Annotated in this window: 24 protein-coding genes; 11 read left to right on the top strand and 13 right to left on the bottom strand. The window is 45.4% G+C overall.

Annotated elements, in window-relative coordinates; translation table 11 throughout:
• Nucleotides 1-91: 91 nt before the first annotated feature.
• Nucleotides 92-1,651 (bottom strand): amidase, encoded by a 1,560-nt coding sequence (locus tag GZN30_RS17220; protein ID WP_075648939.1) that lies wholly within the window; start codon nt 1,649-1,651, stop codon nt 92-94.
• Nucleotides 1,652-1,866: 215 nt separating this feature from the next.
• Entirely contained in the window at nt 1,867-2,745 is an 879-nt protein-coding gene (locus tag GZN30_RS17215) for a LysR substrate-binding domain-containing protein (protein ID WP_075648938.1), read from the bottom strand.
• A gap of 108 nt (nt 2,746-2,853) precedes the next feature.
• Between GZN30_RS17215 and GZN30_RS17210 the strand changes: the two genes are divergently transcribed.
• Entirely contained in the window at nt 2,854-3,465 is a 612-nt protein-coding gene (locus GZN30_RS17210; RefSeq protein WP_075648937.1) for a LysE family translocator, read from the top strand.
• An 84-nt stretch (nt 3,466-3,549) separates the two neighbouring features.
• Here the strand turns inward: GZN30_RS17210 and GZN30_RS17205 are convergent, their stop codons facing one another.
• Nucleotides 3,550-4,560 carry an ABC transporter substrate-binding protein gene (locus tag GZN30_RS17205; RefSeq protein ID WP_161987094.1) on the bottom strand — a complete coding sequence of 337 codons (1,011 nt, stop codon included), beginning with the start codon at nt 4,558-4,560 and terminating at the stop codon, nt 3,550-3,552.
• A gap of 233 nt (nt 4,561-4,793) precedes the next feature.
• On the opposite strand from GZN30_RS17205, the gene GZN30_RS17200 reads away from it, so the two are divergent.
• Both GZN30_RS17200 and GZN30_RS17195 read left to right on the top strand, forming a co-directional pair.
• Nucleotides 4,794-6,086, top strand: coding sequence for an NAD(P)/FAD-dependent oxidoreductase (locus GZN30_RS17200; RefSeq protein WP_075652322.1), 1,293 nt, complete (start codon nt 4,794-4,796; stop codon nt 6,084-6,086).
• A 124-nt stretch (nt 6,087-6,210) separates the two neighbouring features.
• Nucleotides 6,211-6,915, top strand: a complete 705-nt coding sequence (locus GZN30_RS17195; protein ID WP_161987091.1) for an SDR family oxidoreductase — start codon at nt 6,211-6,213, stop codon at nt 6,913-6,915.
• 74 nt (nt 6,916-6,989) lie between these two features.
• On the opposite strand, the gene GZN30_RS17190 is transcribed toward GZN30_RS17195, so the two are convergent.
• Together GZN30_RS17190 and GZN30_RS17185 are read right to left on the bottom strand one after the other, a co-directional pair.
• Entirely contained in the window at nt 6,990-7,133 is a 144-nt protein-coding gene (locus GZN30_RS17190) for a DUF2256 domain-containing protein (protein WP_075652324.1), read from the bottom strand.
• On the bottom strand, nt 7,123-8,364 hold the full coding sequence (locus tag GZN30_RS17185) for an NADH:ubiquinone reductase (Na(+)-transporting) subunit B (protein WP_075652325.1): 1,242 nt from the start codon (nt 8,362-8,364) through the stop codon (nt 7,123-7,125). The genes GZN30_RS17190 and GZN30_RS17185 overlap by 11 nt, the downstream gene beginning before the upstream one ends.
• Nucleotides 8,365-8,523: 159 nt before the next feature.
• Between GZN30_RS17185 and GZN30_RS17180 the strand changes: the two genes are divergently transcribed.
• From GZN30_RS17180 to GZN30_RS17170, 3 genes are read left to right on the top strand one after another with little or no spacing between them, the layout of a single operon-like run.
• Nucleotides 8,524-9,912, top strand: coding sequence for a cytochrome ubiquinol oxidase subunit I (locus tag GZN30_RS17180; RefSeq protein ID WP_075652326.1), 1,389 nt, complete (start codon nt 8,524-8,526; stop codon nt 9,910-9,912).
• 12 nt (nt 9,913-9,924) lie between these two features.
• Nucleotides 9,925-10,923: a cytochrome d ubiquinol oxidase subunit II gene (gene cydB, locus GZN30_RS17175; RefSeq protein ID WP_075652327.1), complete on the top strand. Its 999-nt coding sequence runs from the start codon at nt 9,925-9,927 to the stop codon at nt 10,921-10,923.
• Nucleotides 10,923-11,027, top strand: coding sequence for a DUF2474 family protein (locus tag GZN30_RS17170; RefSeq protein ID WP_075652328.1), 105 nt, complete (start codon nt 10,923-10,925; stop codon nt 11,025-11,027). Before cydB ends, GZN30_RS17170 begins: the two co-directional genes overlap by 1 nt.
• Before the next feature lie 24 nt (nt 11,028-11,051).
• Here GZN30_RS17170 and GZN30_RS17165 read toward each other — a convergent pair whose 3' ends face one another.
• Nucleotides 11,052-11,960, bottom strand: coding sequence for a DMT family transporter (locus GZN30_RS17165; RefSeq protein WP_075652329.1), 909 nt, complete (start codon nt 11,958-11,960; stop codon nt 11,052-11,054).
• Nucleotides 11,961-12,068: 108 nt separating this feature from the next.
• Between GZN30_RS17165 and GZN30_RS17160 the strand changes: the two genes are divergently transcribed.
• The 3 genes from GZN30_RS17160 to GZN30_RS17150 all read left to right on the top strand — a co-directional run bounded on the left by GZN30_RS17160 (nt 12,069) and on the right by GZN30_RS17150 (nt 15,084).
• Nucleotides 12,069-13,448 carry an aminotransferase-like domain-containing protein gene (locus GZN30_RS17160; RefSeq protein ID WP_075652330.1) on the top strand — a complete coding sequence of 460 codons (1,380 nt, stop codon included), beginning with the start codon at nt 12,069-12,071 and terminating at the stop codon, nt 13,446-13,448.
• 85 nt (nt 13,449-13,533) lie between these two features.
• A complete protein-coding gene (locus GZN30_RS17155; protein ID WP_075652331.1) occupies nt 13,534-14,373 on the top strand; it encodes an AraC family transcriptional regulator in 840 nt (279 codons plus the stop codon).
• A 108-nt stretch (nt 14,374-14,481) separates the two neighbouring features.
• Nucleotides 14,482-15,084 (top strand): LysE family translocator, encoded by a 603-nt coding sequence (locus GZN30_RS17150; protein ID WP_075652332.1) that lies wholly within the window; start codon nt 14,482-14,484, stop codon nt 15,082-15,084.
• A 44-nt stretch (nt 15,085-15,128) separates the two neighbouring features.
• Here the strand turns inward: GZN30_RS17150 and GZN30_RS17145 are convergent, their stop codons facing one another.
• The 5 genes from GZN30_RS17145 to GZN30_RS17125 form a co-directional block, all read right to left on the bottom strand.
• On the bottom strand, nt 15,129-16,136 hold the full coding sequence (locus GZN30_RS17145) for a tetratricopeptide repeat protein (protein WP_167521319.1): 1,008 nt from the start codon (nt 16,134-16,136) through the stop codon (nt 15,129-15,131).
• Nucleotides 16,137-16,254: 118 nt separating this feature from the next.
• On the bottom strand, nt 16,255-16,776 hold the full coding sequence (gene thpR / locus GZN30_RS17140) for an RNA 2',3'-cyclic phosphodiesterase (RefSeq protein ID WP_075652333.1): 522 nt from the start codon (nt 16,774-16,776) through the stop codon (nt 16,255-16,257).
• Between the two features lie 29 nt (nt 16,777-16,805).
• A complete protein-coding gene (locus GZN30_RS17135) occupies nt 16,806-17,255 on the bottom strand; it encodes a GNAT family N-acetyltransferase (RefSeq protein ID WP_075652334.1) in 450 nt (149 codons plus the stop codon).
• Between the two features lie 19 nt (nt 17,256-17,274).
• A complete protein-coding gene (locus tag GZN30_RS17130) occupies nt 17,275-17,649 on the bottom strand; it encodes a GFA family protein (protein WP_075652335.1) in 375 nt (124 codons plus the stop codon).
• 31 nt (nt 17,650-17,680) lie between these two features.
• Nucleotides 17,681-18,199 carry a GNAT family N-acetyltransferase gene (locus tag GZN30_RS17125; protein WP_075652336.1) on the bottom strand — a complete coding sequence of 173 codons (519 nt, stop codon included), beginning with the start codon at nt 18,197-18,199 and terminating at the stop codon, nt 17,681-17,683.
• Nucleotides 18,200-18,805: 606 nt separating this feature from the next.
• Here GZN30_RS17125 and GZN30_RS17120 point away from each other — a divergent pair.
• Together GZN30_RS17120 and GZN30_RS17115 are read left to right on the top strand one after the other, a co-directional pair.
• Nucleotides 18,806-20,173 carry an NfeD family protein gene (locus GZN30_RS17120; RefSeq protein WP_075652337.1) on the top strand — a complete coding sequence of 456 codons (1,368 nt, stop codon included), beginning with the start codon at nt 18,806-18,808 and terminating at the stop codon, nt 20,171-20,173.
• A gap of 9 nt (nt 20,174-20,182) precedes the next feature.
• On the top strand, nt 20,183-20,965 hold the full coding sequence (locus GZN30_RS17115; protein ID WP_075652338.1) for a slipin family protein: 783 nt from the start codon (nt 20,183-20,185) through the stop codon (nt 20,963-20,965).
• 64 nt (nt 20,966-21,029) lie between these two features.
• On the opposite strand, the gene GZN30_RS17110 is transcribed toward GZN30_RS17115, so the two are convergent.
• A complete protein-coding gene (locus tag GZN30_RS17110) occupies nt 21,030-22,025 on the bottom strand; it encodes a succinylglutamate desuccinylase/aspartoacylase family protein (protein ID WP_075652339.1) in 996 nt (331 codons plus the stop codon).
• A gap of 111 nt (nt 22,026-22,136) precedes the next feature.
• Nucleotides 22,137-23,669, bottom strand: coding sequence for a putative basic amino acid antiporter YfcC (gene yfcC, locus GZN30_RS17105; protein ID WP_075652340.1), 1,533 nt, complete (start codon nt 23,667-23,669; stop codon nt 22,137-22,139).
• Between the last annotated feature and the right edge of the window lie 29 nt (nt 23,670-23,698).

Below are 23,698 nucleotides of genomic sequence, written 5' to 3'. Positions count from 1 at the left end.
TAAAGAAACCACGCTAGCGCCCAAGCGGCATAGCGTTATTTCCACACATTGTTGTTGGTGATTAGAGCGCTTTATGTTTAAGATGTTTTAGTTAGAGGTAGATTGGCGCTTTTTTATCCGACCAAGGTCGAGCTGCCTCTAGTTGGTAGGCTAACTCAAACAACAATCGATCATTGCCTCGCGCCGCAGAAAAATGGCTGCCCACAGGCATATTATCTTTGCTCCAATATAACGGCACTGACATAACAGGATTGCCTGCCACATTTTCTATTGGCGTGTAAGACATCAACCTTTCTGAACGCAACCAAATCTCTTCACCTGAGTGCTGTTTTTGATCAAAATAACTAATATCTTTTGGTACATGATGAGTACATGGTGTTAGCCACACATCGATGTTTTTGAAAAACTCATGATTGTGTTTAAGCGCAAACTGATGACACTCCTGCTGTGATTGCTGGTACAAGTTTGGATTTTTCTCCACGCGTAGCTGCATGGTGCGGGCAAGATAAGTGACATTATCACTAACCAACTCAGGCATTGATTCTAACGGCTTACCTAAAGCGTCAAACTGACTAGCGAACTGCGCCATTTTGTTACCAAATACACCCATATAACTAAACATAAATTGTTCAGCGTTATTTACGGGTTGATCGACCTCAACCACGATATGCCCCAATTGCTCCAATAGCTCAACCGTCGATTTAATCGCGAGTTGCGTTGGCGTATCTGGCAAGCGTCCATGAATGTCACGCATAGTCACACCGACGCGAATTTGGCGATTTAACGGGCGATGCACCATGCCTATTGCCGTGCGCGCAAAAGGGGTATCAAAACCATCTTTAATATGATTTTCAGTCACTGATATCGCTAAAGCCGTATCTCGTACAGTACGAGACATAAAAGACTGGTGAGTAAAGTCTTCTTGCGTCGAGCCGTTGCTTAAGCCAGTGATCAGTTGATCACGGCTAGGTTTGTAGCCAAAAATGCCTGTAGCGGAAGCGGGCATGCGCGATGAACCACCACCATCAGTCGAGTGGATAATTGGTGTATAGCCTGCGGCGATCGCCGCCGCTCCACCACCGGTTGAAGAGTGCACGCCTTTAGCAAGATCCCAAGGGTTACGCGTCGCACCATAGAGTGGATTTTGTGTGCAGCCCAAGGTCATCATCTCAGGAATGTTGCTCATGCCAATGGTGTTTAACCCCGCGTTATGCGCGGCGCGGATAAACCATGATGTCTCTTCAGGACGACGACCTTTGTTAAGCAATGAGCCTAAAGTGCAATCCAATCCTTCAACATCGACACAATCTTTGGCTAATAACGGGACACCTGCAAATGGCGAGTTAGGATTGATTGAATCGGCGCGCTCTAGCGCGAGATCAAAGCATTCTGACACCACAGCATTGACTTGCTGATTGGTCTTATTAATTTTATAAATTGCTTCTTGAACCAGCTCTTTAGGCGTTACTTTTTTACTACGCACCAGTTCCGCCATCGCCGTACCATCTAAAGGTTGTTCTGGCGTTCTAAAATCAATTGGTGCGGCATGAGAACTCGTCGCGCCAACTGGCAAGGATACCGCTGCTGCAGTCGCCGCCCCTGCACCCAGCACCTTAAAAAACTCGCGACGTTTTAGATTATTGATTTGCATAAATTTCACCTACTTTGAAGAAGTTAGGTTGATTCACTTCACAACCTTGCTCTTCGCCTTACGATTCGATGAAGACAATTTACGCAATTTGTATTGATGAAACTCGACCAATAACGCCAACTTATATACCCAATACGCCAACTTAAGATTTAAGCAATTACTTTTCTCGAGCGTCGGAAAGACGTACTGATAAACATTAGCTTTGATGAATGCGGCTAATCTTTACCTTCCGGCTTTGGTATGCATTGATGCATATTAGCACCCAGCCATGTCAAAAAAGCAATTTCGAGTTCATCAACCAGTTTATCTTGGCTGATTAGTACGTAATTGTGCCCTGATAGCACGAAGCCAAACGGCGCGACTAAGTTTCCACGTTTAAGATCATCAACAATTAATGGATAAGAGCCTATCGCCATACCCAAGCCATCAACTGCCGCCTGCAAACAAAAATAGAAATGCCCAAAAGTTTGACTTTGGTTACCTTGAAATAAAGACTGACCGCTTATGCGCATCCAATCTCGCCATGCATCCGGTCGGGTTTGACTGTGTAACAACTTAGCTTGCTGTAAACTCCCATTAACTTGCTGCCAATAGTCAGGAGAGCACACCAACCCTACCCACTCTTCTACCAAAGGAATTTTTACGTAATTCGGGTCAATCTCGAAATCATCACGGCGGATCGCGAGCGATAGCCCAGTTGTCGAGCCCAAGGTCACCGGTCCACCGGATGTAGAAAGTCTCACATCAGTCTCATGCAGTTCATTGAACTCCGTAATTCGAGACATTAACCAGCGCATGGTTAGAGTCGGCTCACATGACACTTCAAGGTATTGCTGTGTTTTTGTCAGCGTCTCAACGCCACGCTCCAATTCCATAAACGCGGCAGAAGTATAACGCGCTAACGTTTCACCTTGCTTTGTTAACAAAACATTACGACCACTCTTAAAAAATAGAGACTGAGAAAGGTATTCCTCTAATGTCTTGATCTGTTTGCTTACAGCGCCATGGGTAAGATTCAGTTTATCCGCTGCCTCTGTATAGCTGCTTGAATTAGCCGCCACATGAAATACATGGAACGCTTTCAAATGCCTCATCCGTGAATTTTCCTCACATTTTTTCAGAAATCGTTTCGATTATTAAAATTTCAGTTTCAGATTAGCATACAGCCCATCTAACCAATACCAATTACTTGAGGATTTAAAATGGAAGCCATGACTCTTGCCTTATTAGGTCTATTAATCGTCATAAGTCCAGGAGCTGACTTTGTTCTCGTACTAAAAAACAGTTTGAATCAAGGGCGCAAGGCAGGCATCGTGACAGCGCTTGGAATTAGCGCAGCTATTAGCGTTCATATCGCTTACAGCGTGCTAGGAATCAGTTACTTAATTTCACAAAATGTATGGCTATTTGAGCTAATTCGTTACTGTGGTTCTGCTTACTTGATTTACCTTGGTGTAAAAGGATTCTTCAATGCAAGTAGCGAAGACGCAGCGCCAAGTGAATTTAATGCCGAGCTAAGCAGCAAGCAATATTTTGCTCAAGGGCTGCTTTGCAATCTACTCAACCCTAAAACCATGCTGTTTTTCTTGAGTATTTTTAGCCAAGTATTCGCACTTGATGGTGGCAGCTTAAGCAATGCACTCATTTACGGCGTTTATATGATCTTGATGCACGCGGTATGGTTTTGTTTTGTCGCTACCTTATTTACTTCCGAATTTCTTGGCGCACTATTACAAAAAACCAAGAAGCGATTAAATCAAGCATGCGGTCTCGGTCTGTTTGCCTTCGGCATTTTGCTCGCGACTAAACCTTGAGATTTAGCGTTAAAAAGATATAACACCAACAAAAAAGCCCCGACAATGCGAGGCTTCAGTAATGATTCACTCTTAAGTAACTAACTAGCTCTTAAGTTTTTGCCAGTACTTCTGATAAACCTCGGCAAATGTGCCGATATCATTAGTAAATTCACCATTCGAGATCAAAGCGTCATCAGGGAAGATCAGCGGATCATTTTGCATTTCCACTGGTAGATGTTGTTTTGCCGCTTTGCTTGGCGCTTGATAGCCTAACGTTTTAACGATTTCAGCTTGGTTTTCTGGGCGCAGGATAAAGTTGATGAACTGGTGGGCAAGTTCTTTGTGCGCAGAACCTTTCGGAATCACAAAGTTGTCCATCCATAAAATCGCCCCCTCTTGTGGGTAGACGAAACCCAGTTCTGGCAGTTCTTCACGCCCTAAATAGGCATTACCATTCCACTGCATACCCGCGGTGACTTCACCTGTCACAAAAGGAACTTGAGGCGCATCAGAGTTATACACCACTACGTTTGGTTTTAGTTCGCGCAAGCGTTGGTATGCCTGTTTGATTTCATTTTCGTTAGTGGAGTTGATGCTGTAGCCCAAAGATTTTAGCGCCATACCAAATACATCACGTACATCATCTAAAAGCATCACTTGCTGACGGAACTCGTCGTTCCACAGGTCGCTCCAGCTTTGTACGTCACTTGCTTGGTAGTAGTCGCCATTATAGGCAATACCCGTCACACCCCAAACGTATGGGACTGAGTATTGGTTGTTCGGATCAAATGATTGATTGAGTAGACTTGGAGTCACATCTTTAAGGTGAGAAAGCTGAGCTTTATCGATATCCGCCAACATTCCCTCTCGACCCATCTTTGCGATGATATAAGTTGAGGCAAATGCTACATCGTACCCTTTGCTATCGAGTAGCTTTAACTTGGTGTACATGGCTTCATTGTTTTCGAAAGTCGAGTAGTTGACGGTCACGTCATACTCTTTTTCAAACGCTTTAATTACGTCCACTGGCAGATATTCAGCCCAGTTGTATACGTTCAGCATGCGCTCACCCGCGGTCACACTGAACGCAGAAACACTGCAAGAAGCGATCATTAAACCAGTAATAAACTGTTGCTTTTTTCATTTTTATACAAAACTCTATGAAAATAATTTCTTAAAGATGAATTAACTTAATTAACTCACCACTGCTAACAAACGAACAATTGCTGTTTTTACAGAACAATCAGTCACTTGCCGCGCATATGGAAACATGAGAAAATATTTTTTTCATCAGTTTTTTACTGGTTTTGTGAACTATTATCCTATTACCCTACGGAATTTATTAAATGTCGGTTCAAAACGAATATATCGATAGCTACTACCAAGCAACGATTAATCCACTGCCCCTACAACCAGAGTTAACACAAGATATCGATGTTGACGTGTGTATTATTGGCGGTGGTATGACAGGTCTTAACGCTGCGATTGAACTTCGTCAACGTGGCTACACTGTCGCTGTTCTAGAATCAAAGCGCCTTGCATGGGGTGGTTCTGGTCGTAACGGCGGTCAATGTTTGGTGGGTTATTGCCTAGGTCTACGTGAGGTTGATGAAACCTACGGAAACAAATGGGGCAAAGAGCTTTGGGACTTGTCTGTTGAGGCTATCGACATAGCGCGTGATCGCGTAAAAGAGTTCAATATCGACTGTGATTTCCAACAAGGTTATATCGAAGTTGCGCTAACCAAAGCACACGAAAAAGAGCTGAAATCATGGCATGAGCTAAAGCAAGGTCACTATAACTACCCTAGCGCGTCATGGTGGGATAAAGAGAAAATCAACCAAGTTGCCAATACTGAGCGCTACTTGGGCGGCTTGCACGATACCAACAGTGCACATATGCACCCTCTAAACTACACGCTAGGCTTGGCGAAAGCAGCGATTGACCTTGGCGCGCAAGTATTCGAGCACACCCCAGCAGTTAAACTGCAAAAAGGTAAGCCACACACGGTAGTTACACCGAAAGGTCGTGTTAAATCGAAATTTATCCTACTTGCTTGTAATGCATACCTTGATGGTTTAAACCGCAAAGCACAAAGTGTCGTGCTACCTGTCGCATCCTACATTGCCGTGACTGAGCAGCTTGGCGACCGCCAACCTATCACTAACATGATGGCTATCTCTGACATTAAAAACAGTCTCGACTACATGCGCCCAACACCTGATGGACGCATCTTGTTTGGTGGCGTTAACCACCCATTTAACCTTGAATACAAAGATTCAATGGAACGCCTACGCCAACGCATGGTGAAAGTATTCCCACAGCTTGATGACGTTAGAATGGAATACCACTGGGGTGGTCTGTTCACCGTAACCCGCGAATACATGCCACAAATTGACCACCTAGGAAACGATGTTTACGTCGCGCATGGCTACACTGGTCACGGTGTGGGTCTAACCAACATTGCAGGTAAAGTGGTTGCTGAAGCAATGGCGGGCAACGCAGAGCGCTTTGATGTTTTCTCGAAGATCAAACATAAATGGATTCCAACCCCTCAAGTACTGCGCACACCTGCACTGGCACTGGCAATTTGGAAAGCACGCCTTGAAGATGTCCTAGGTGAAAAACTAGACAAATAAGCCTCTTGTCACAAAAGACCTAATACAGAGAGCTCAATCCCATTGGGCTCTTTTTGTTTGAGCTAATTACAGTATTACTTCGTAAATTGCTTATATGAGTCTATGGGATGTAGCGAGGTGACCAATGAAAATACTAATATTAGGCGGCAGCGGTGGCATTGGGCTGGCAATAGTGAAAAGACTGGCGCAACACACAGACAATCAGATCGTTGCCACCTACCATAATCATCATCCTGACTGGCAAGCTCCCGATCTTGATTGGCATCAACTCGATGTCACTAATGAATCACAGCTTTTGTCATTAAGCGCAACCATTGGCAGTCTAGATTGGATAATTAACTGCGTCGGCATCCTACACGACTCTAACCACCAGCCTGAAAAAAACTTAAAATCCATCGAGCCCGATTGGTTCATGACAAGCTTAGCAACCAATACCCTTCCCACGCTGCTGCTCGCGAAACACTTTGGCGCCAACCTCAAGCCCAGCATGTCGCCAAAACTGGCTGTCATCTCTGCCCGTGTCGGTAGTATTTCGGACAATAAATTAGGAGGATGGTACAGTTATCGTAGCTCCAAGGCTGCCCTAAATATGGTAATCAAAGGCATCAGTGTCGAATGGAGTAGAACCCTGCCGAAAGCGTGTGTACTGGCACTCCACCCCGGAACAACAGACACCCCACTCTCTGAGCCCTTTCAAACCAATGTACCTCAAGGCAAGCTTTTCAGCGCTGAGTTTGTCGCCGAGAAGCTGATCGATTTAATCACTAACACGACAAAGGACGATTCCGGCAGTTTTCTCGCCTACGATGGCAGTACGATTCTTTGGTAAAACTCTCTTAAGTAATCACTATTTGAAAGGATGTCCCACCCAAACGCTCTGCGCCGCAACTCTGTTTAAAAGCGCTATTTAACTCGAGACCGACGACAGCGCTGGGAGCAGTATTTCACCTCCTCCCAGCAAGCTTGCCATTTTTTACGCCAAGCAAACGGTCTGCCGCATACGCTGCATAATTTACTGGGTAAATCCCGTTTGTTCTTAACTCGCAAAACGCTTCTTCCGACGTTTGGCGTTGCCCTCTTTGACCATAAAATCAAACAGCGGCGCAAATAGGTTTGCAAACAAGATAGCCAACATGATTCCTTCTGGATAGGCTGGATTGAGCACTCGAATACCAATCGTCATCACACCAATTAATATACCGTAAGCCCATTTGCCTTTGTTCGTAAACGCGGCAGAGACGGGGTCCGTTGCCATAAAGAAGGTCCCGAATGCCACACCACCCAGCACAAAGTGCCAATAGAACGGCATCGAGAACATAGGGTTAGTATCAGAGCCGACTAAGTTAAGCAGCGTTGAAGTCGCCGCTAAGCCGACAATTACCCCTGCAACAATTCGCCAAGAGGCAATTCGCATTCCGATGAGTATTAAACCGGTTAGCATGATAAATAGTGTGGAACCTTCACCCATTGAACCGGGTAAATTACCAAGAAATGCGTCGCTCCACGCTAATGCCTGCCCTGTCGTATTGTTGACTAAGCCCGATAGCCCACTCTCATACCACTGACTAAGCGGTGTCGCTCCTGAATAACCGTCGGCAGCAACCCAAACTAAACCTCCCGACATATTGGCTGGGTAAGCGAAATAAAGAAAGGCTCGACCAGCCAATGCGGGGTTAAGAAAGTTGCGTCCTGTGCCACCGAATATCTCTTTGGCAACCACAATACCAAACGTGATACCCAAAGCCGCCTGCCACAGCGGTAGTGTTGGAGGCAGAATCAAAGCAAACAGGACTGAGCTGACAAAGAACCCTTCGTTAACCTCATGCTTACGAACGATGGCAAACAGCACTTCCCAGAATCCACCGACAACAAAGACGGTGGCGTAAATAGGCACAAAGTAACAAGCGCCAAGCAGCATTTTTCCTATCCAACTACTGGTTTGTAAGGCTTGCTCGCTACCAAATACGAACGACACGCGCCAACTCGCGTCGATCACTTGTTGCAGTTCCGCCCCACTATAGGTCGCAAGCAGTGCACCAACGGATTGGTTACCAATGTTGTACATACCCCAGAACATTGCAGGAAACGTGGCAAACCACACCATAATCATTATGCGTTTCAAATCGATACTGTCGCGAACATGAGTGCGACCGCGATTTACGGTCCCTGGCGTATAAAAGATGGTCGCTGCCGCTTCGTACAAGGGATAGAACTTTTCGTACTTCCCTCCCGGTTCGAATATCGGTGCGATCGCTTCGAGTCTATCTCGGAAACTCATAGGACTCTCCTTTTGGTTTTCTTCGCTGATTAGCTTCTCTTCTAATACTCAACTGCATACGAGCGCTAAGCGCGAAAAGGGCACTAACACTCTGAAACATTTTTGAACATTTCCCCCTTTAACTCGTATGTAATGACTCATTCAGCGCTGGAGGAACTTATGGACACCCTTGCACTCGACTTAGCTCGGTTTCAGTTTGCTTTCACTGTTTCCTTTCACATCATTTTTCCCGCCTTTACTATTGGACTTGCAAGCTTTCTGGCGGTGCTTGAAGGACTTTGGCTCAAAACGAATGACGCCAAGTATCTACAGCTCTACAAGTACTGGCTGAAGATCTTTGCGATTAGCTTTGGTATGGGCGTGGTCAGTGGCATTGTGCTCAGTTATCAATTCGGCACCAATTGGAGCGTTTTTGCCGACAAGACAGGTCCAGTGCTCGGTCCTTTGATGGGTTATGAGGTATTCACCGCCTTCTTTTTAGAAGCTGGTTTTCTTGGGGTCATGCTGTTTGGTATGGATCGCGTCGGCAAAAAACTTCATTTTGCTGCAACCTGTATTGTCGCATTCGGGACGTTTCTTTCCGCATTCTGGATTTTATCAGTCAACAGCTGGATGCAAACGCCAGCAGGGTTTGGCTACAACGAGGCTGGACAATTCATCCCACTGGATTGGTGGGCAGTGGTGTTCAATCCCTCTTTCCCATACCGATTAGTGCATATGTTGTTAGCCGCTTACCTGACGACGGCGTTCGTCGTAGCCGCTGTTGGCGCTTATCACTTATTAAAATCGCCGCAAAACCCTTTAGCGCGCACCATGTTTTCGATGGCGATGTGGATGGCAGCAATTGTGACACCAATCCAAATTGTCGCTGGTGATATGCATGGTCTCAATACCCTTGAGCACCAACCCGCCAAAGTCGCAGCAATGGAAGGTCATTACGAAAGCCACAAAGGCGCACCCTTGATCCTGTTTGGCATTCCTAATGACGAGACTAAAACCGTTGACTATAAAATCGAAATACCAAAACTAGGCAGCTTAATCCTCACCCACTCTCTCGATGGTGAGGTCAAAGGGCTCGATGCGTTTCCAGATGATCAACATCCACCGGTTGGGATTGTATTCTGGAGTTTCCGCGTCATGGTCGCTATCGGTTTTGGCATGTTAGCTCTGGGCTTGACGAGCTTAATCCTTCGTAAGCGAAAGTCCCTCTATCACGCCCATTGGTTCCATCGCTTATGTGTGCTGTTTGGTCCTGCAGGCTTTGTTGCCGTGCTTGCCGGATGGATTACTACTGAAGTCGGTCGTCAGCCTTACACTGTGTATGGATTACTCACGACTGCCCAATCCGCTTCGCCAATTGATGCAGCAGCTATCAGCGTATCTTTGACCGCTTTTGTCGTCGTGTATTTTATTGTGTTTGGCGCAGGTTTCTTCTACCTATTGCGATTAATGAGAAAGTCGCCAACCCGTTATGAAGAAGCATTGGAAAGTCGACTTCCAGATGGCACCCCAGTGCCCCCTGTATCTCAATCAAATCACCTTACTTAACCGGAGGCAGCAATGGATTACGCTTTAATTTGGTATGCCTTAATTGGACTTGCGGTGCTCATCTATGTAGTACTCGATGGCTTCGATTTAGGAATTGGCGTGCTTTTCCCCAGTGCTCACAGTGACAACGAGCGCGATTTGATGATGAACAGTATCGCCCCAGTCTGGGACGGCAATGAAACTTGGCTAGTGTTAGGAGGCGGAGGACTGTTTGCTGTTTTTCCGCTTGCCTACGCGGTGGTGATGCCCGCACTGTATGCACCGCTGATCCTCATGTTGTTGGGGTTGATCTTACGTGGTGTCTCGTTTGAGTATCGCTTTCGTACCGAGCGCGGCAAGTTTCTCTGGGACAGTGCTTTCTTCCTTGGGTCGCTGCTGGCAACTCTGATGCAAGGCATCATGTTAGGCACATTACTACAAGGAATCGCTATTGAAGGACGTGCTTATGCTGGCGGCTGGTTTGATTGGCTCACACCTTTTAGTCTATTTTGTGCCCTTGCCACTATGTGTGCCTATATTTTGCTTGGTGCTTGTTGGTTAATTATTAAAATGCCATCTGACTTGGTCAGTCGTTATTACACCATCGCCAAGCGTTGGGCGCTGGCATTGATTGGCTGCGTGGTCGTCGTGAGTATCTGGCTGCCACTGACCAATCCGTTGATTGCCGAACGCTGGTTCAGTTTTCCAACCTCACTGCTCTATTTTGTTATCCCAGCGCTTGTTGCTTTATGTGTGTGGCGTCTGTTTGCCAGCTTGATCGATCATAGAGCCGTCGCTGCCTACCTGTATAGCATGAGCATATTTGTACTTGCAGCGGTTGGTTTTGGCGTCAGTACGTTCCCGTATCTCATTCCATTCGCACTCACCTATCAGCAAGCGGCTGCGCCTGACAGTAGCCTTAAATTCTTGCTTGCCGGTGCGGTATTTTTGCTCCCACTTATCATTGCCTACACCGCCTACTCCTATTGGGTATTTCGCGGCAAGCTCAAGCATGGTGAAGGATATCACTAATGAAAAATCGCAAAGTTCAACTCAGTTGGTTTGTGGGGATTTGGCTAGCCTCGGTGTTAGGGCTAGCCCTTTTTAGCCTACTGATCCGCTGGATTCTTGGTTAATATCACTTAGACAGATTGTCTCCCCTAAGCCTGTTTGACGGCTTCAGATATCCCTTGTTTTTTCGTCTGTTGCGACGACGGCTTGGGAGCAACGACGATAAGGCTTATACCAATGAGATAAAGTGCGCATGAAACCAACTGTGATGCGCTTAAACTCTCATCATAAACCACATATCCACTTATCAGTGCTGCTAATGGAACGAGTAAATGAAGCGGTGAAATAACACTTAACGGATACTTAAGTAGCATTTTATTCCATACCCAATAACCAAATAACGAGGTCGGATAGGCTTGAAAAATCACTGCTGCACTGGTACTCCAACTCCAATTATGCCACGCTTGAAAAATCACATCGGTACTATAAAGACTGACGGCTAGTGCAATTAATGGTATCGGTGCAACCAACATTCCCCAAACACTAAAAGCAAAGGGCTCTTGCGTTTTCGAGACCTTAATAATAATACTCATGGCAACCCAACTTAGGGCTGAAATCATGATTAACAACACCCCAAGCAAGGTAACATTTCCGTTGGTAGTGACGATAGATAGCCCAACTGCTATTGTCGCCAAAACGCCACCTATGAGCTTTCTTCGCGTTAAAGACTCTTTAAAGACCAGTACTCCAACTAGCATCCCAAAAATCACATTTGTCGTCAAAAGTACCGAGGACATACCCGATGATAAACCAGCAACGATTGACCACGATGCCATACCCCAAACACCAACCCCAAATACCACTCCATAACTCACCACATAGAGCCAGTGAGTGTCTGGCTTTGAGATAAATAACACCAATGGAGTTGCCGCTAGAGCAAACCTTGCTGCTGTGGCAATGAGTGGATTGACATCACTCACTCCCAGCTTAATCATCGTAAAGTTAACCCCCCATATCACCATGACTACTATCGCTAAAAATAGATCCCTGCTCTGCATCTCCCTCTCCTTTTTCTGCATGAGTTTTTTGTCCGTCTTCAGTATCCCTTGAGGAGAGAAACCATTACAGATACAATTTTCTAACAAATAAGGAGTACAGATAGGGATATGAGTAAGTACAGGGAGTTGGCAGATAATATAATTGCCACCATCAAACAAGGGAAAATCGCGGCTGGCGTGAAGCTACCTTCATTGCGACAGTTCGCACAGCAGCATAATGTCAGTCTCTCAACCGCGATTAGTTGCTATCAAGAGCTCGATTCACAAGGTTGGATTCATGCCCGCCCAAAATCTGGCTACTTTGTTTCTACTCTGTCAAATCCTAGAGCAACACCAAAATGGGCAAAGTTTCAAAGCCAGGTATCTACGGCGACATTACACCCTCCGAGTCGTAATCCCTTTAATGGACCACTGGGGGTCGCCAGTACCTCGATCCACCCTGCCGATGCTCAAGAGCTACAACGCAGCTTTAAGCGCGCATCTCTTCGGATGGGTAATCGACTCAATCTCTACCCGAGTATTAATGGCGAAGCCCCCCTTAGAAATAGCCTTGCCAACCACTTTAGAAAACTGGGCATTTTGTTTAATCCTGATGATATGGTTATCACCTCTGGCTGCCTTTCCGCGATTAAGGCAGCAATAGAGTGCTGTAGTGTTGAAGGTGATGCCGTCGCGATAAGCTCCCCTTGCTTTAATGGTATCATCCAATTGCTTGGCTATATGAAACGTAAAGTGATTGAAATCCCTTCAACAGATCAGGGCATCGATTTAGTCCAACTTGAACAACATCTCAAAGATAAAACGATCGCAACTGGGGTATTTTGTACATCATTCACCAATCCACATGGCATAACCATGTCCTCCGAACAGAAACAGCAACTCGCGTGGCTAGCGAACCATTATCAGACGCCTATTATTGAAGATGATGTCTATATTGAGCTCGGTTATTTAGATCAACCCATCCCTGCGCAGCAATATGATCGCCAAGGTTATATTCTCTGGTGTGGCTCATTTTCAAAGAGTCTATCGCCAAGCTACCGCGTGGGGTGGTGTTTACCTGGGCGCTATCAAACCGAGTTTCTCAATCACTTTTCTGTGGGTAGCTACGGTGTCCCTACGCCAATGCAATTAGCCCTCTCCGACTTTATTGAAAGTGGTCATTACGCTAAACACGTAAAAAAGAAGCGCAGTGAGCTACTCAAGATTCGTCATGACTACATGGAGTACTTGGCGCAACACTTACCAAGCAATGCTACTATCAGCGACCCTCAAGGTGGTTTGGTACTTTGGCTTCAAATTCCTCAGTTAAATACACATTTATTAGAGAAAGAAGCGCATCAAATGCAATTAGATTGTCGCGTTGGTTACCTCTTCTCAACTCTCAACCTTTATGATGACTGTATTAGGATTAACATCGGTCATGAGCTTGAAGGACAAGCCAAAGATGATTTGCAGCGATTGGCTGAGCTTATCCATCGTCACTGTTAGGTTAGCAATATTGTTCAAGTTTTTGCTCAGGGCTTCAACTATAGTGCTGTAGGATAAATAGAAATGACTGCAACAAGGACGTGTAGTGGATAAAGACAACTACTTTCAATACATTGCGAACCCAAAGTTCGATAATGTCGCCAAACTGCAAGCTGTGATGAGTGACTTTACTTACAGTAAGCATGCTCACGAAGAGTTTTCTCTCGGCGTCACACTCCAAGGACGACAAGATTTCTTCTGCCACGATGCTTACTATAAGAGTCCCCAAGGTGGTGTTATGGTATTTAACCCCGATGACATTCATGATGGTCACTCAGGCGCTAAGCAAAACCTAGAGTATGTAATGCTCTATGTTCATCCAGACGAATTTGCCCCCGCTTTTCACTCTATGGGCATCAAAAACCTTAATGATGTTAGAGTCCAGAACCGTTTAATCGACGATTCTGTATTACGTCAGCAAATCATTGAGCTGTCACACTTGATTGAACACAAAAACTTCTCGCAGATTGAGTATGAACATGGCGTTTACCAGCTGGCTCAAAGCTTGGCAAAGCATAGTGAGAAAAACGAGCACGCGATAAACACAACGCGAATCGATACGCTATTACATCGAGCGAAAGAATTCATCCACGCCAACCTAGCCGTTGATATCTCGATTGATGATATCGCTCATGCAGCAAGCATCTCTAAATATCACTTTATCCGCCTTTTCCGTAGTCAATTTGGCATCACTCCCCACCAATACGTACTGAACTGTCGTATCAATCTTGCGCGTCGCTATCTAGACCACGGCTGGTCAACAACCCAAAGTGCTCAACTTGCAGGGTTTGCGGATATTAGCCATCTTAATCGACGTTTTAAACGGGTATATGGCATGACGCCAAAGCAATACCAGCTGCAACGCCGCCCGAATAGCGCCAATTAGAGCTTTGTAAACATCCCGACCGCCCCATCTTGTCTAGAGGTTTCCTTCTGGGCTAATTTCTTGCGCCTTTAATTCAAAGATAAAGGACTTCAAAAAACGGATTATAAAATGACCGAGATTTTTATTTACGCATTAGCGATTATGTATAGCCCTGGACCTGTCAATTTTCTCGGCTTGCACAGCGGTCTTAGCGGACTATTCAAACACTCATTTGGTTACTTTTTTGGGGTGGGTAGTGCGATGCTGCTACTGTTTTTGTGCTTTGGTTATTTGGGGGAAGAATACGTTCAACCAAGCTTTTTACCCTACTTCGCTGCTCTGGGATGTAGCTATATTCTGTATATTGCGTACAAAGTGGGTTGCAGTACGGTTGAGATAGGCAATAAATCACAACTAAGCAAACTCACGTATTGGGATGGCTTAGGATTGCAATTACTTAATCCTAAAGGTGTGGTGGCTACTTTACCGATTTCAACCGTTCAGTTCCCTAGTGCAAATATTGATGGTTGGAATATTCTCTTTTGGTCAGTGGTGTTAGCACTGTTGGCAACAGGCGCACCAACAAGCTATGCCGCTTTAGGCTCAATACTGGGTAGAAAACTGCAATCTAGTTCGATACTCACTACCTTCAACAAACTCATGGCGCTGCTGTTAGTGTACGTTGCTTTTTCAATTGGTTATGAACACATATACCTACCGATAAACAATTGAGAACACCAAGAGCTTGTTTTCGCAAGCTCTTGATAAAAGATCGCCTACCAGATTTGATCCAGCAATGCGCTTTTAAGTTGCTGAGCTGCGCCAATATCTTCTTTGGACATATACCGTTTAACGTCAGTAATGCCTTTTATCGCGTCCGGTTCACCATATTCTTGCGCCACTTCAAACCATGCAAGGGCTTTAACGAAATCACTCCAAGCGCCTTGCCCATTTCGATAGGCGTAACCCACCGAATACTGGCTATAAGCATTGCCCTGCATCGCTCCAGCAGTGTAGTAGTCCAACGCCTTTTTATAGTCAGTGGTATTAAAACCGCAAAGCTGTTTAAACTCAGCGTAAGAGTAAATATCGCCCATTTTGGCATAAGAAAGTGCATGTTCATCTTGCTTAATCGCATGGCTAAATAGCTGCATCGCTTTAGTGCAGTTCTGCACAACCCCCTCACCATTGAGATAAGCGATGCCTAAGTTATACATCGCACTTACATCCCCCTTGTTAGCAGCTTGCTCAAACCAATGTGCTGCTTGGGTAAAGTCTTGGCTGACACCTTTGCCATCATTGTATGAAAAAGCCAGTTGGTACATGGCATCAGCATCACCACCTTTTGCTGCGGCTAAGTAATATTGATTGGCTTTTTGGTAGTCAACCTTAGTTCCTTCACCGTCAAAATACATTACGCCTAAGCTGTAAAGCACATAAGGGTCGTTACTCTTTTCTGCTTTGTGGTACCAAGCAAGTGCTTGTTTGTACTCTTCATTGCCATAGTGTTGGTCAGCTAGAGCAATCATTGCTTTCTCTTCACCTGCTTGCGCTAGTCTCGTCATATACTGAAAGCCGCGTTCGACGTTTTCTTGATACATTGCATCTTCAATTAGCAAATCAGCAGCTAATAGCAATACGCCAGGATCATTTGACGTTTCCGCTTCTTTTAATATGGCAAGTTCATCTGCTTCAAAATATTCTTCGCTGAGGTCGTAAGCGGCAGCATTGGCTGATAAAACCAATGTCAATGAGGTTAAGAAAGTGCAACGTTGCTTTATCATTCAAACCTTTCCATGTCGTGATATTGAGTACTGCGCGACTATAACACCGAGCTTTTTAAGCAACTCTAGGTTAAGTCACGCTTTATCACTGTTGAAATTAGGTCTAAAGCACAAAAATCTATAAATTCAGTTTCTTAAGAGGAATATATCTCAACTTCTTCCCATCGCGGCGACTTTCCATTAGCGCAACAGTGTCTAATTGTAGTTGCTGAGGCACCATGGTTAACGGCTCAAGATGACCATCTAATTGCGTATGACGAGCAAGGGTAATATGAGGGATATAACCGCGAGTTTCTGGTTCAAATCCAAGTTTGGCTAACTGTATCGCTAATTGTTGCTGTAATTCCATTAACCACGTTTCCTGACTAACCGCCAGCCAAATCAGTTTCTCTTTTCCACGCCCAAACGCCCCGATACTTGTCACCTCGACATATCTGTTTTCTACATGAAGTTGTTCTATCACGTTAGCATAGCGTTCAAGATCATCCTGAGATATTTCGCCGACGAACTCTAGGGTAATATGGAAATTATCGCAATCCACCATTTGATTACGTTTAGCCACCGCGGCTAACTTTTGCTGCAAATGCGTAATTGCTTGCCGTGATGAAGGGGTAAACGTTAACGCATAAAACACTCTCATCGCTGATCCTTACTCAGTTTAACGCAGAGCTAAGCCGTCATAACGTTAACAGGTGTTTCCAAGCTTATAGCTAACTCAATTAACTGGTGTTTGCCCACAACCTCGCCATGTTTGGCAAAGGTAAAACCCAGCTTTTTATAATGATCTTCGAGGTATTGATGGGCATCCACGCTAACATAATGCACTCGCTGACGCCGAGCATAACGCAACAGCGCATTGACCAACATATCTGCCAATTTCGCTCCTCGGTAAGCATCAAGAACCGCAACTCGGGATAATACTGCCCTGTGCTGTGAAATGGTTAAGCGTGCGCAACCAACTGGCTGACAATCCAAATAGAGAATCGCATGTTGAGAAACAGAATCCTTTCCATCACGATCAAGCTCGAGTGGCATACCTTGCTCGATGACAAACACTTCCTGACGTATCGCATGCGATTGCTCAATAAGTAACGAGTCACATCCTATGACTAAGTTCATTATCAATCCTAGCTGATATTTATTTATCTGATGGATGGTGAATACCATCGAATATTTTTACCGGTTCAAGCTCATAAGCATTGATACCCTCTAAACAGGCAACATTAATCGCAAACTGATGCGGGTTAGACCGACGTTGGTGATGGGTATAGATACCGCAAGTTTTACAAAAGTAGTGCTTTGCAGTCATCGTATTGAACTGGTATAGAGTGAGATTCTCCTCGCCTTTTACGACTTCGAGATTGTCTAATAAGACAGATGCAGCGATGGCTCCTCGTTTACGACACATTGAGCAGGAACACCGTCTTGGATCTTCTAAGCCATTTGGCATCGTTAACTTAAGCTCGACAGCACCGCAGTGGCAGCTCGCGTTATGAACCGGTTTAATATGCATGACTACCTCCGTATAGTCTCAATTAAATGAATTATGTGACTTCAATCCAATAGCGAGCTATGCACTCATCAAAGATTTCACTCTGCACATAACCTTCAAACTGACCACCATTGACCTCAATGACTCTGCGTGAAGCTTGGTTTTGTTTATTTGCCGTGACCAGTGCCTTATTAATCCCTAACTTGGCGACCTCGCTTAACGCTAACGACAACATCTTTTGTCCATACCCCTGTCCACGTTTCGATGGACAAATGTCATAACCCACGTGCCCTGCCTCATGCGCGAGAAAAGCGCTGTCGATGTTGTGCCGAATACGGATAACCCCTATCACCTCATCACAGCGATTCACCAACCAAAAATGGCTGCAAGGTACATAACCTGATCGCAAATTGATCCCGAGAGACTCTTGCTTTAATCGAGTGACATAACCAATGAAGTCATGCAAACACTCAGAGTAATACTCTCCATTGACTGGATCATGCGCGACATAATCAAAGTAAAACTGCAAAAACGACTGCTCTAGTTCGACTTTGGGGGGACTTAACCTCATACATCATCCGTTAACTAAATGTTAATCAAATACAGTAACGTCACTTTAAGCAAGACGCGAGGGGAAAATAAGAATTGTGTGCGCTCAAAAGTTAAACAATCAAAAATTGGTTACTTTCAAGCGCGAAGATAGAAGAAATTAATGAATGCCTAGCAGGCGTGACACCCAAGTGATATGACCGTGTTCAACAAGGTCAAAAATGGTCAAAAACACAGCAGAAATCAAAGCTAATTTAATCAGGCGCGTAACAATAAACATGAACAATCCAATCAATAAAACCCATAACAAGCATAGCGTTAACCCTAATATCCATAAACTAGATACTGAGTTTGTTTAGTAACAGAACATATCTGTGTATCTAACATACCTATGATCTAACGTGGAAAGGGCTAAGCAAGCCAACTGGCGCCCATCATACTCCTTTTCCGCTGAACGACAGCTACTTTAATGCTTTTCCTTATTACACCGTTGTTGATGTAAACCTTATCTGCGAATGATACGTAGCTATAATTAAAACAACAATCAAGAACAACATCAGTGGTGGTCGATGGTACGCCCTAGCCTTAAATAGCTTTTGCTATGGAGTGCCTTACTTCTGGAGGTTGTATGAAAAAATTTTGCACATTCTTCCTAACCTTACTGCTATCGTGCGCAGCTTACGCACAAACCGTTTGGGTTGTCCCAGTGAAGGGGGCAATCGGACCCGCGACAAGCGACTACATCAGTCGAGAAATCGAACTGGCTCAAACCTCTGGCGTTAGCCTAGTGATTTTAAAAATGGATACGCCTGGCGGTTTAGACAGCGCGATGCGTGACATTATTCGCGCCATCACAACCTCCAGTGTTCCGGTTGCAACCTGGGTTGGCCCCTCTGGTGCTCGGGCGGCAAGCGCTGGGACTTACATTCTACTGGCTAGTCATGTTGCCTCAATGGCAAAAGCAACTAATTTAGGCGCATCAACACCTGTACAGATCGGGGGCGCAAGTCCCGCTAAACCAAGTGATGACGCCTCCAACGATGATACGGCAGACTCCGCTTCTCCAAGTGAAAACCAAGACAAGGTACCAACCAAAACTGCCATGGAGAAAAAAGTTATTAATGATGCTAAAGCTTACATCAAAGGATTAGCAAAGCTACATGGTCGTAACGCGGAATGGGCAGAAAAGTCTGTGACTGAAGCGGCGAGTTTAGATGCCGAAGAAGCATTAGCGCTTAACGTAATTGATTACATTGCCGCCTCACCCAAAGAACTGGTTAACCTTGCCAATGGTCGCACTGTCACGGTTAATAGCTTAGAACTTACTCTAAATTTTGATAATCCCAGCTTCGAGCTTCGGCAACCCGACTGGCGCGCTGAACTACTGGCTGTCATCACCAATCCAAACGTTGCGTATATCCTAATGCTGATTGGTATTTATGGGCTTTTGCTAGAATTCTACAACCCAGGAATTGGTTTGCCCGGCGTATTGGGCGGGATCTGTTTGCTACTGGCGATGTACGCACTGCAAATGATGCCTGTAAACTATGCAGGACTTGGTTTGTTGCTGCTTGGGATAGCTTTAATGGTTGCAGAAGGGTTCAGCCCAAGTTTTGGCATTCTCGGGCTTGGTGGAATCGTGGCATTTGTTTTAGGCTCGATCTTTCTTATGGATAGTGACATCCCCGGCTTTCAAGTCGCCCTACCACTGATTTTTGGCGTCGCTGCCGTTTCTGCGGTTATCATTCTCTTAACTATCGCCTTGCTGCTAAGGATACGCAAAAAAGGCGTCACAACGGGCGTTGAAACCATGGCTGGTCAACTCGCCATCGTGACCGATTCATTCATCGACGGTAAGGGGCGCGTGCAACTTAATGGCGCACTTTGGAGCGCGCTCTACAAGGGAGAAGAGCCCTTACAAACTGGCGATAAAGTCGAAGTGACTCAAATTGAAGGGTTAACCTTAACCGTGAAAAAACAACACGCTAAAAATTAGGAGGCGCTTATGATGCTCTATACCACAGCGGTTGTACTTGTACTGTTACTCGCATTGGCGACGCAAGTATTCAAAGTTTTACGTGAGTATGAACGTGGCGTCGTGTTCTTTCTTGGACGATTCCAGGAAGTCAAAGGACCGGGGCTTATTATTTTGATCCCTTTTATTCAACAAATGGTTCGTGTCGATCTGCGTACCGTGGTACTGGATGTGCCAACCCAAGACTTAATTACCCGAGACAATGTCTCAGTCAGAGTCAACGCGGTGGTCTACTTCCGCGTCGTCGACCCACAAATGGCAATCAACAACATTGAAAGCTATAGCGATGCCACCAGCCAATTGGCGCAAACGACTTTACGCTCGGTATTGGGACAACACGAACTTGACGAACTGCTTTCTGAGCGAGAGCGACTCAACAAAGATTTGCAAGCGATCTTAGATCAACAAACCGATGATTGGGGGATCAAGATTGCCACTGTTGAAGTAAAGCATGTTGATCTTAACGATAGTATGGTGAGAGCTCTGGCAAGACAAGCGGAAGCCGAACGAAACCGCCGCGCGAAAGTGATCCACGCAACGGGTGAGTTAGAAGCATCGAGCAAACTGAAAGAAGCCGCCGAAATGCTTAACGAAGCACCCAATGCGCTCCAACTTCGCTATATGCAGACACTGACGGAAATCGCCAATGAAAAAACCTCAACCATTGTTTTTCCAATGCCGATGAACTTAGTTGAAACCTTATCAACATTGGCAAAGACCGCTGAGAACGTTAAATCAAACGAAGACGAATAGAGCAAAGGTCTAAGCATGGCTTAGACCTTTGAGAATTTAAAGTCGAGCTCTGAGAAGCGAGATTTTAGTGGATCAAGCGTACGACCAAAGAACCCGGAGCGCGAATTGACTCAATATTGTGGCTCAGAACCGTGCCTGCACTTGGTGCGCAGTAACGCTTCAGCTCATCACCAAAGTTATCGTATTGAATCGCAACCAATTGGTCTTGCTCTACTTTATCCATCATCGCAACTTGCGGGATAACAAAACCACCGATGTCCGCACGAATACTCGTGATATCCTGTCCCTCTAGGCATGGAACAACCGCTTCCACTTCACCTTGAAGCAACTCATGACGTTTAAGCACGTTAAAGATACCATTCACGGTACGCTCAATCAGATCCAATTCAGTGTAGCGACCCATACCCACTTCAATCGTAATGCTTGGAATGCCACTGGTGTTCCATACTGTCTCAAGTACACCGGCATCGCCTGGATCATTTAAGATAGCGTCTGGATTAATCAAACGCGCCATCTCAATTGCCTGCTCTAAACGGAAATCCGCAAACACATACAGTGGGTATACTGTACCACTGGTTTGGGTATGCAGATCAATCGCCAAGTCCGCATTCGATTTTAGCAAGTTGTGCCACAATGCATGGATAAAACGATTTGCCTCATTACCGTTTGCATCACCTGGGAAGAAGCGGTTTAAGTTACAAGGAGACGCATCTGGATCTGCCGAGAAGAAATCACGTCTATGGTTTAGCATACCCGTCAGGTTGATCATCGGCACAATCGTCACCGTACCCGCGAGTTCTTTACCAACTAATTCGCGCGCCGTCTTCTGCGCGGCTAATACGCCATTGTATTCATCACCATGAACACCCGCAGTGATCATGATTTTTTTGCCCGGCTTTTCGCCCTTGAATACCATTACTGGCAAATGTTGCCATTGAGAAAGTGCATCCGTGGCAATACGGAACATGAACTTGTGCTCACCTGCAGCCAAATCTACCACATCTAAAGAGTGAATAACGCGGTGACCTTGAATCACATCGTCTAAGTATTGTGTCGCCATTAAAATGGTCTCTCCAAAATCTTTGTTTGCCTATCAACTGAGGCAGACAATAAAAAATGGCGAGATAAATATCTCGCCATCGAATCTAAGCATCAAACTCGCTTGAGTTTATTATGAGAAGCCCATTAGCTGAGCAACTACTACCACTACGCTCGAAATTGCGAACAATAGTAGCATAAAGCGCCAGCAGAATTTCGCCCAGTCACCCCAATCGATACGACATACACCAAGTGTTGCCATTAGAGGCGCTGAAGTTGGTACGATTACGTTAGTGAAACCGTCACCCAGTTGGAATGCCAATACCGCTACTTGACGAGTCACGCCTGCGATATCAGACAGCGGCGATAGTAGTGGCATTGTTAGTGCTGCTTGACCAGAACCTGAGGTTACAAAGAAGTTGAACACTGACTGGAACACGTACATTAGCCATGCCGATGCCACTGCTGGCAAACCGCTTAACATACTACCTGCACCGTTTAGGATTGAGTTCAGTACACTTGGCTCTTCTGAAGAACCGCCACCTAGCAGCAGTAGTACACCTTTCGCACAACCCACTAGTAGTGCTGGTGCTAGCATGATGCTGGCACCTTCTTTAAACGCTGCCGCTGCTTCGTTTAGTGTCATACCGTTCAAGCGGAAAATCGTACCAATAATCGCGACCACAAAGCCCATAGTGAAGAATTGCGATGCGATCTCTGGAATGTACCAAGCGTGCATTACTACGCCCCATACCACCCATGCAGTCGAAGCTACTACGGTTAGAAGTACTAGCGTATCGCCAATGTTCCAACGAGACTCAGCAACCGATGCTTCTTGTTGGTGGAAGTACGCGTCAGTACGACGGCTGTATGATAGCTCTGGATTTGCTTTGATGCGCGCTGCGTATGCCATAGTGAAAGCGATACCGATAAGCGTAAAGCCAGCCCATAGACCCATACGTACGGTCATACCAGAAAGAACTGGAATACCCGCGATGCCTTGTGCAATCGCTACAGAGAATGGGTTCATCCAAGACGTTGCAAAACCAATTTGAGTTGCAATGTAGGTAACCATAACAGTAGTGATACCATCATAGCCAAGGCGAACCATTAGCGGTGCAATAATAATTGCAAACGCCACCGCTTCTTCACCCATACCAAATACTGCACCACCAAGTGAGAACAGTAGGAAAAGTACAGGGATAAATAGTGATTCATTACCTTTGGTTTTATCAATCAGACGTAGGATACCGTTGTCGATAGTACCGGTGCGCATTACCACACCAAATGCACCACCGATCACCAGCATAAACATGATTACGCCGATTGCACTGCCCCATTTCGAGCCTGAAGTTAGACCTTCAAATGGGAAGTTCATTAGACCAATGCCACCGCCTGAAGCAAATAGGCTTACCGTGTTGTAAACCAGTTCACCAGCTTCATCAGTCGCATAAGCAAAAGAGTTAGGGTCAATAACTGTACGTGTCTTTTCAGCACCATCGACCATGTATGTCACCTGTTGGCTATCAAAAGAGCCCGCAGGGATTAAGTAAGTAAGAATCGCAGCAAAGATACCAACAAAGAAGATTAAAATTAGGGTATCTGGCATCTGCCAAGATTTCTTCGTTACAGCCGAGTCCGCTGGCTGTGCATGAGTGTGAGACATAACCTTTTTCACGCTTAGTTTTCAGATGC

The sequence above is a fragment of the Vibrio ponticus genome (genome assembly GCF_009938225.1).
GTDB classification, from domain to species: Bacteria; Pseudomonadota; Gammaproteobacteria; order Enterobacterales; family Vibrionaceae; genus Vibrio; species Vibrio ponticus.
The sequence above is the reverse complement of the archived record's forward strand: the minus strand, read 5'-3'. Positions and strand labels throughout refer to the sequence as shown.

What these genes read in the sequence shown, in the direction of transcription:
- GZN30_RS17110 (WP_075652339.1), bottom strand. Translation starts at nt 22,025, where the DNA reads ATGGCGACACAATACTTAGACGATGTGATTCAAGGTCACCGCGTTATT.
- GZN30_RS17115 (WP_075652338.1), top strand. Translation starts at nt 20,183, where the DNA reads ATGATGCTCTATACCACAGCGGTTGTACTTGTACTGTTACTCGCATTG.
- thpR (WP_075652333.1), bottom strand. Translation starts at nt 16,776, where the DNA reads ATGAGAGTGTTTTATGCGTTAACGTTTACCCCTTCATCACGGCAAGCA.
- GZN30_RS17135 (WP_075652334.1), bottom strand. Translation starts at nt 17,255, where the DNA reads ATGAACTTAGTCATAGGATGTGACTCGTTACTTATTGAGCAATCGCAT.
- GZN30_RS17145 (WP_167521319.1), bottom strand. Translation starts at nt 16,136, where the DNA reads ATGATAAAGCAACGTTGCACTTTCTTAACCTCATTGACATTGGTTTTA.
- GZN30_RS17215 (WP_075648938.1), bottom strand. Translation starts at nt 2,745, where the DNA reads ATGAGGCATTTGAAAGCGTTCCATGTATTTCATGTGGCGGCTAATTCA.
- GZN30_RS17200 (WP_075652322.1), top strand. Translation starts at nt 4,794, where the DNA reads ATGTCGGTTCAAAACGAATATATCGATAGCTACTACCAAGCAACGATT.
- cydB (WP_075652327.1), top strand. Translation starts at nt 9,925, where the DNA reads ATGGATTACGCTTTAATTTGGTATGCCTTAATTGGACTTGCGGTGCTC.
- GZN30_RS17220 (WP_075648939.1), bottom strand. Translation starts at nt 1,651, where the DNA reads ATGCAAATCAATAATCTAAAACGTCGCGAGTTTTTTAAGGTGCTGGGT.
- GZN30_RS17150 (WP_075652332.1), top strand. Translation starts at nt 14,482, where the DNA reads ATGACCGAGATTTTTATTTACGCATTAGCGATTATGTATAGCCCTGGA.
- GZN30_RS17185 (WP_075652325.1), bottom strand. Translation starts at nt 8,364, where the DNA reads ATGAGTTTCCGAGATAGACTCGAAGCGATCGCACCGATATTCGAACCG.
- GZN30_RS17205 (WP_161987094.1), bottom strand. Translation starts at nt 4,560, where the DNA reads ATGATCGCTTCTTGCAGTGTTTCTGCGTTCAGTGTGACCGCGGGTGAG.
- GZN30_RS17125 (WP_075652336.1), bottom strand. Translation starts at nt 18,199, where the DNA reads ATGAGGTTAAGTCCCCCCAAAGTCGAACTAGAGCAGTCGTTTTTGCAG.
- GZN30_RS17210 (WP_075648937.1), top strand. Translation starts at nt 2,854, where the DNA reads ATGGAAGCCATGACTCTTGCCTTATTAGGTCTATTAATCGTCATAAGT.
- GZN30_RS17130 (WP_075652335.1), bottom strand. Translation starts at nt 17,649, where the DNA reads ATGCATATTAAACCGGTTCATAACGCGAGCTGCCACTGCGGTGCTGTC.
- GZN30_RS17160 (WP_075652330.1), top strand. Translation starts at nt 12,069, where the DNA reads ATGAGTAAGTACAGGGAGTTGGCAGATAATATAATTGCCACCATCAAA.
- GZN30_RS17165 (WP_075652329.1), bottom strand. Translation starts at nt 11,960, where the DNA reads ATGCAGAGCAGGGATCTATTTTTAGCGATAGTAGTCATGGTGATATGG.
- GZN30_RS17170 (WP_075652328.1), top strand. Translation starts at nt 10,923, where the DNA reads ATGAAAAATCGCAAAGTTCAACTCAGTTGGTTTGTGGGGATTTGGCTA.
- GZN30_RS17180 (WP_075652326.1), top strand. Translation starts at nt 8,524, where the DNA reads ATGGACACCCTTGCACTCGACTTAGCTCGGTTTCAGTTTGCTTTCACT.
- GZN30_RS17120 (WP_075652337.1), top strand. Translation starts at nt 18,806, where the DNA reads ATGAAAAAATTTTGCACATTCTTCCTAACCTTACTGCTATCGTGCGCA.
- yfcC (WP_075652340.1), bottom strand. Translation starts at nt 23,669, where the DNA reads ATGTCTCACACTCATGCACAGCCAGCGGACTCGGCTGTAACGAAGAAA.
- GZN30_RS17195 (WP_161987091.1), top strand. Translation starts at nt 6,211, where the DNA reads ATGAAAATACTAATATTAGGCGGCAGCGGTGGCATTGGGCTGGCAATA.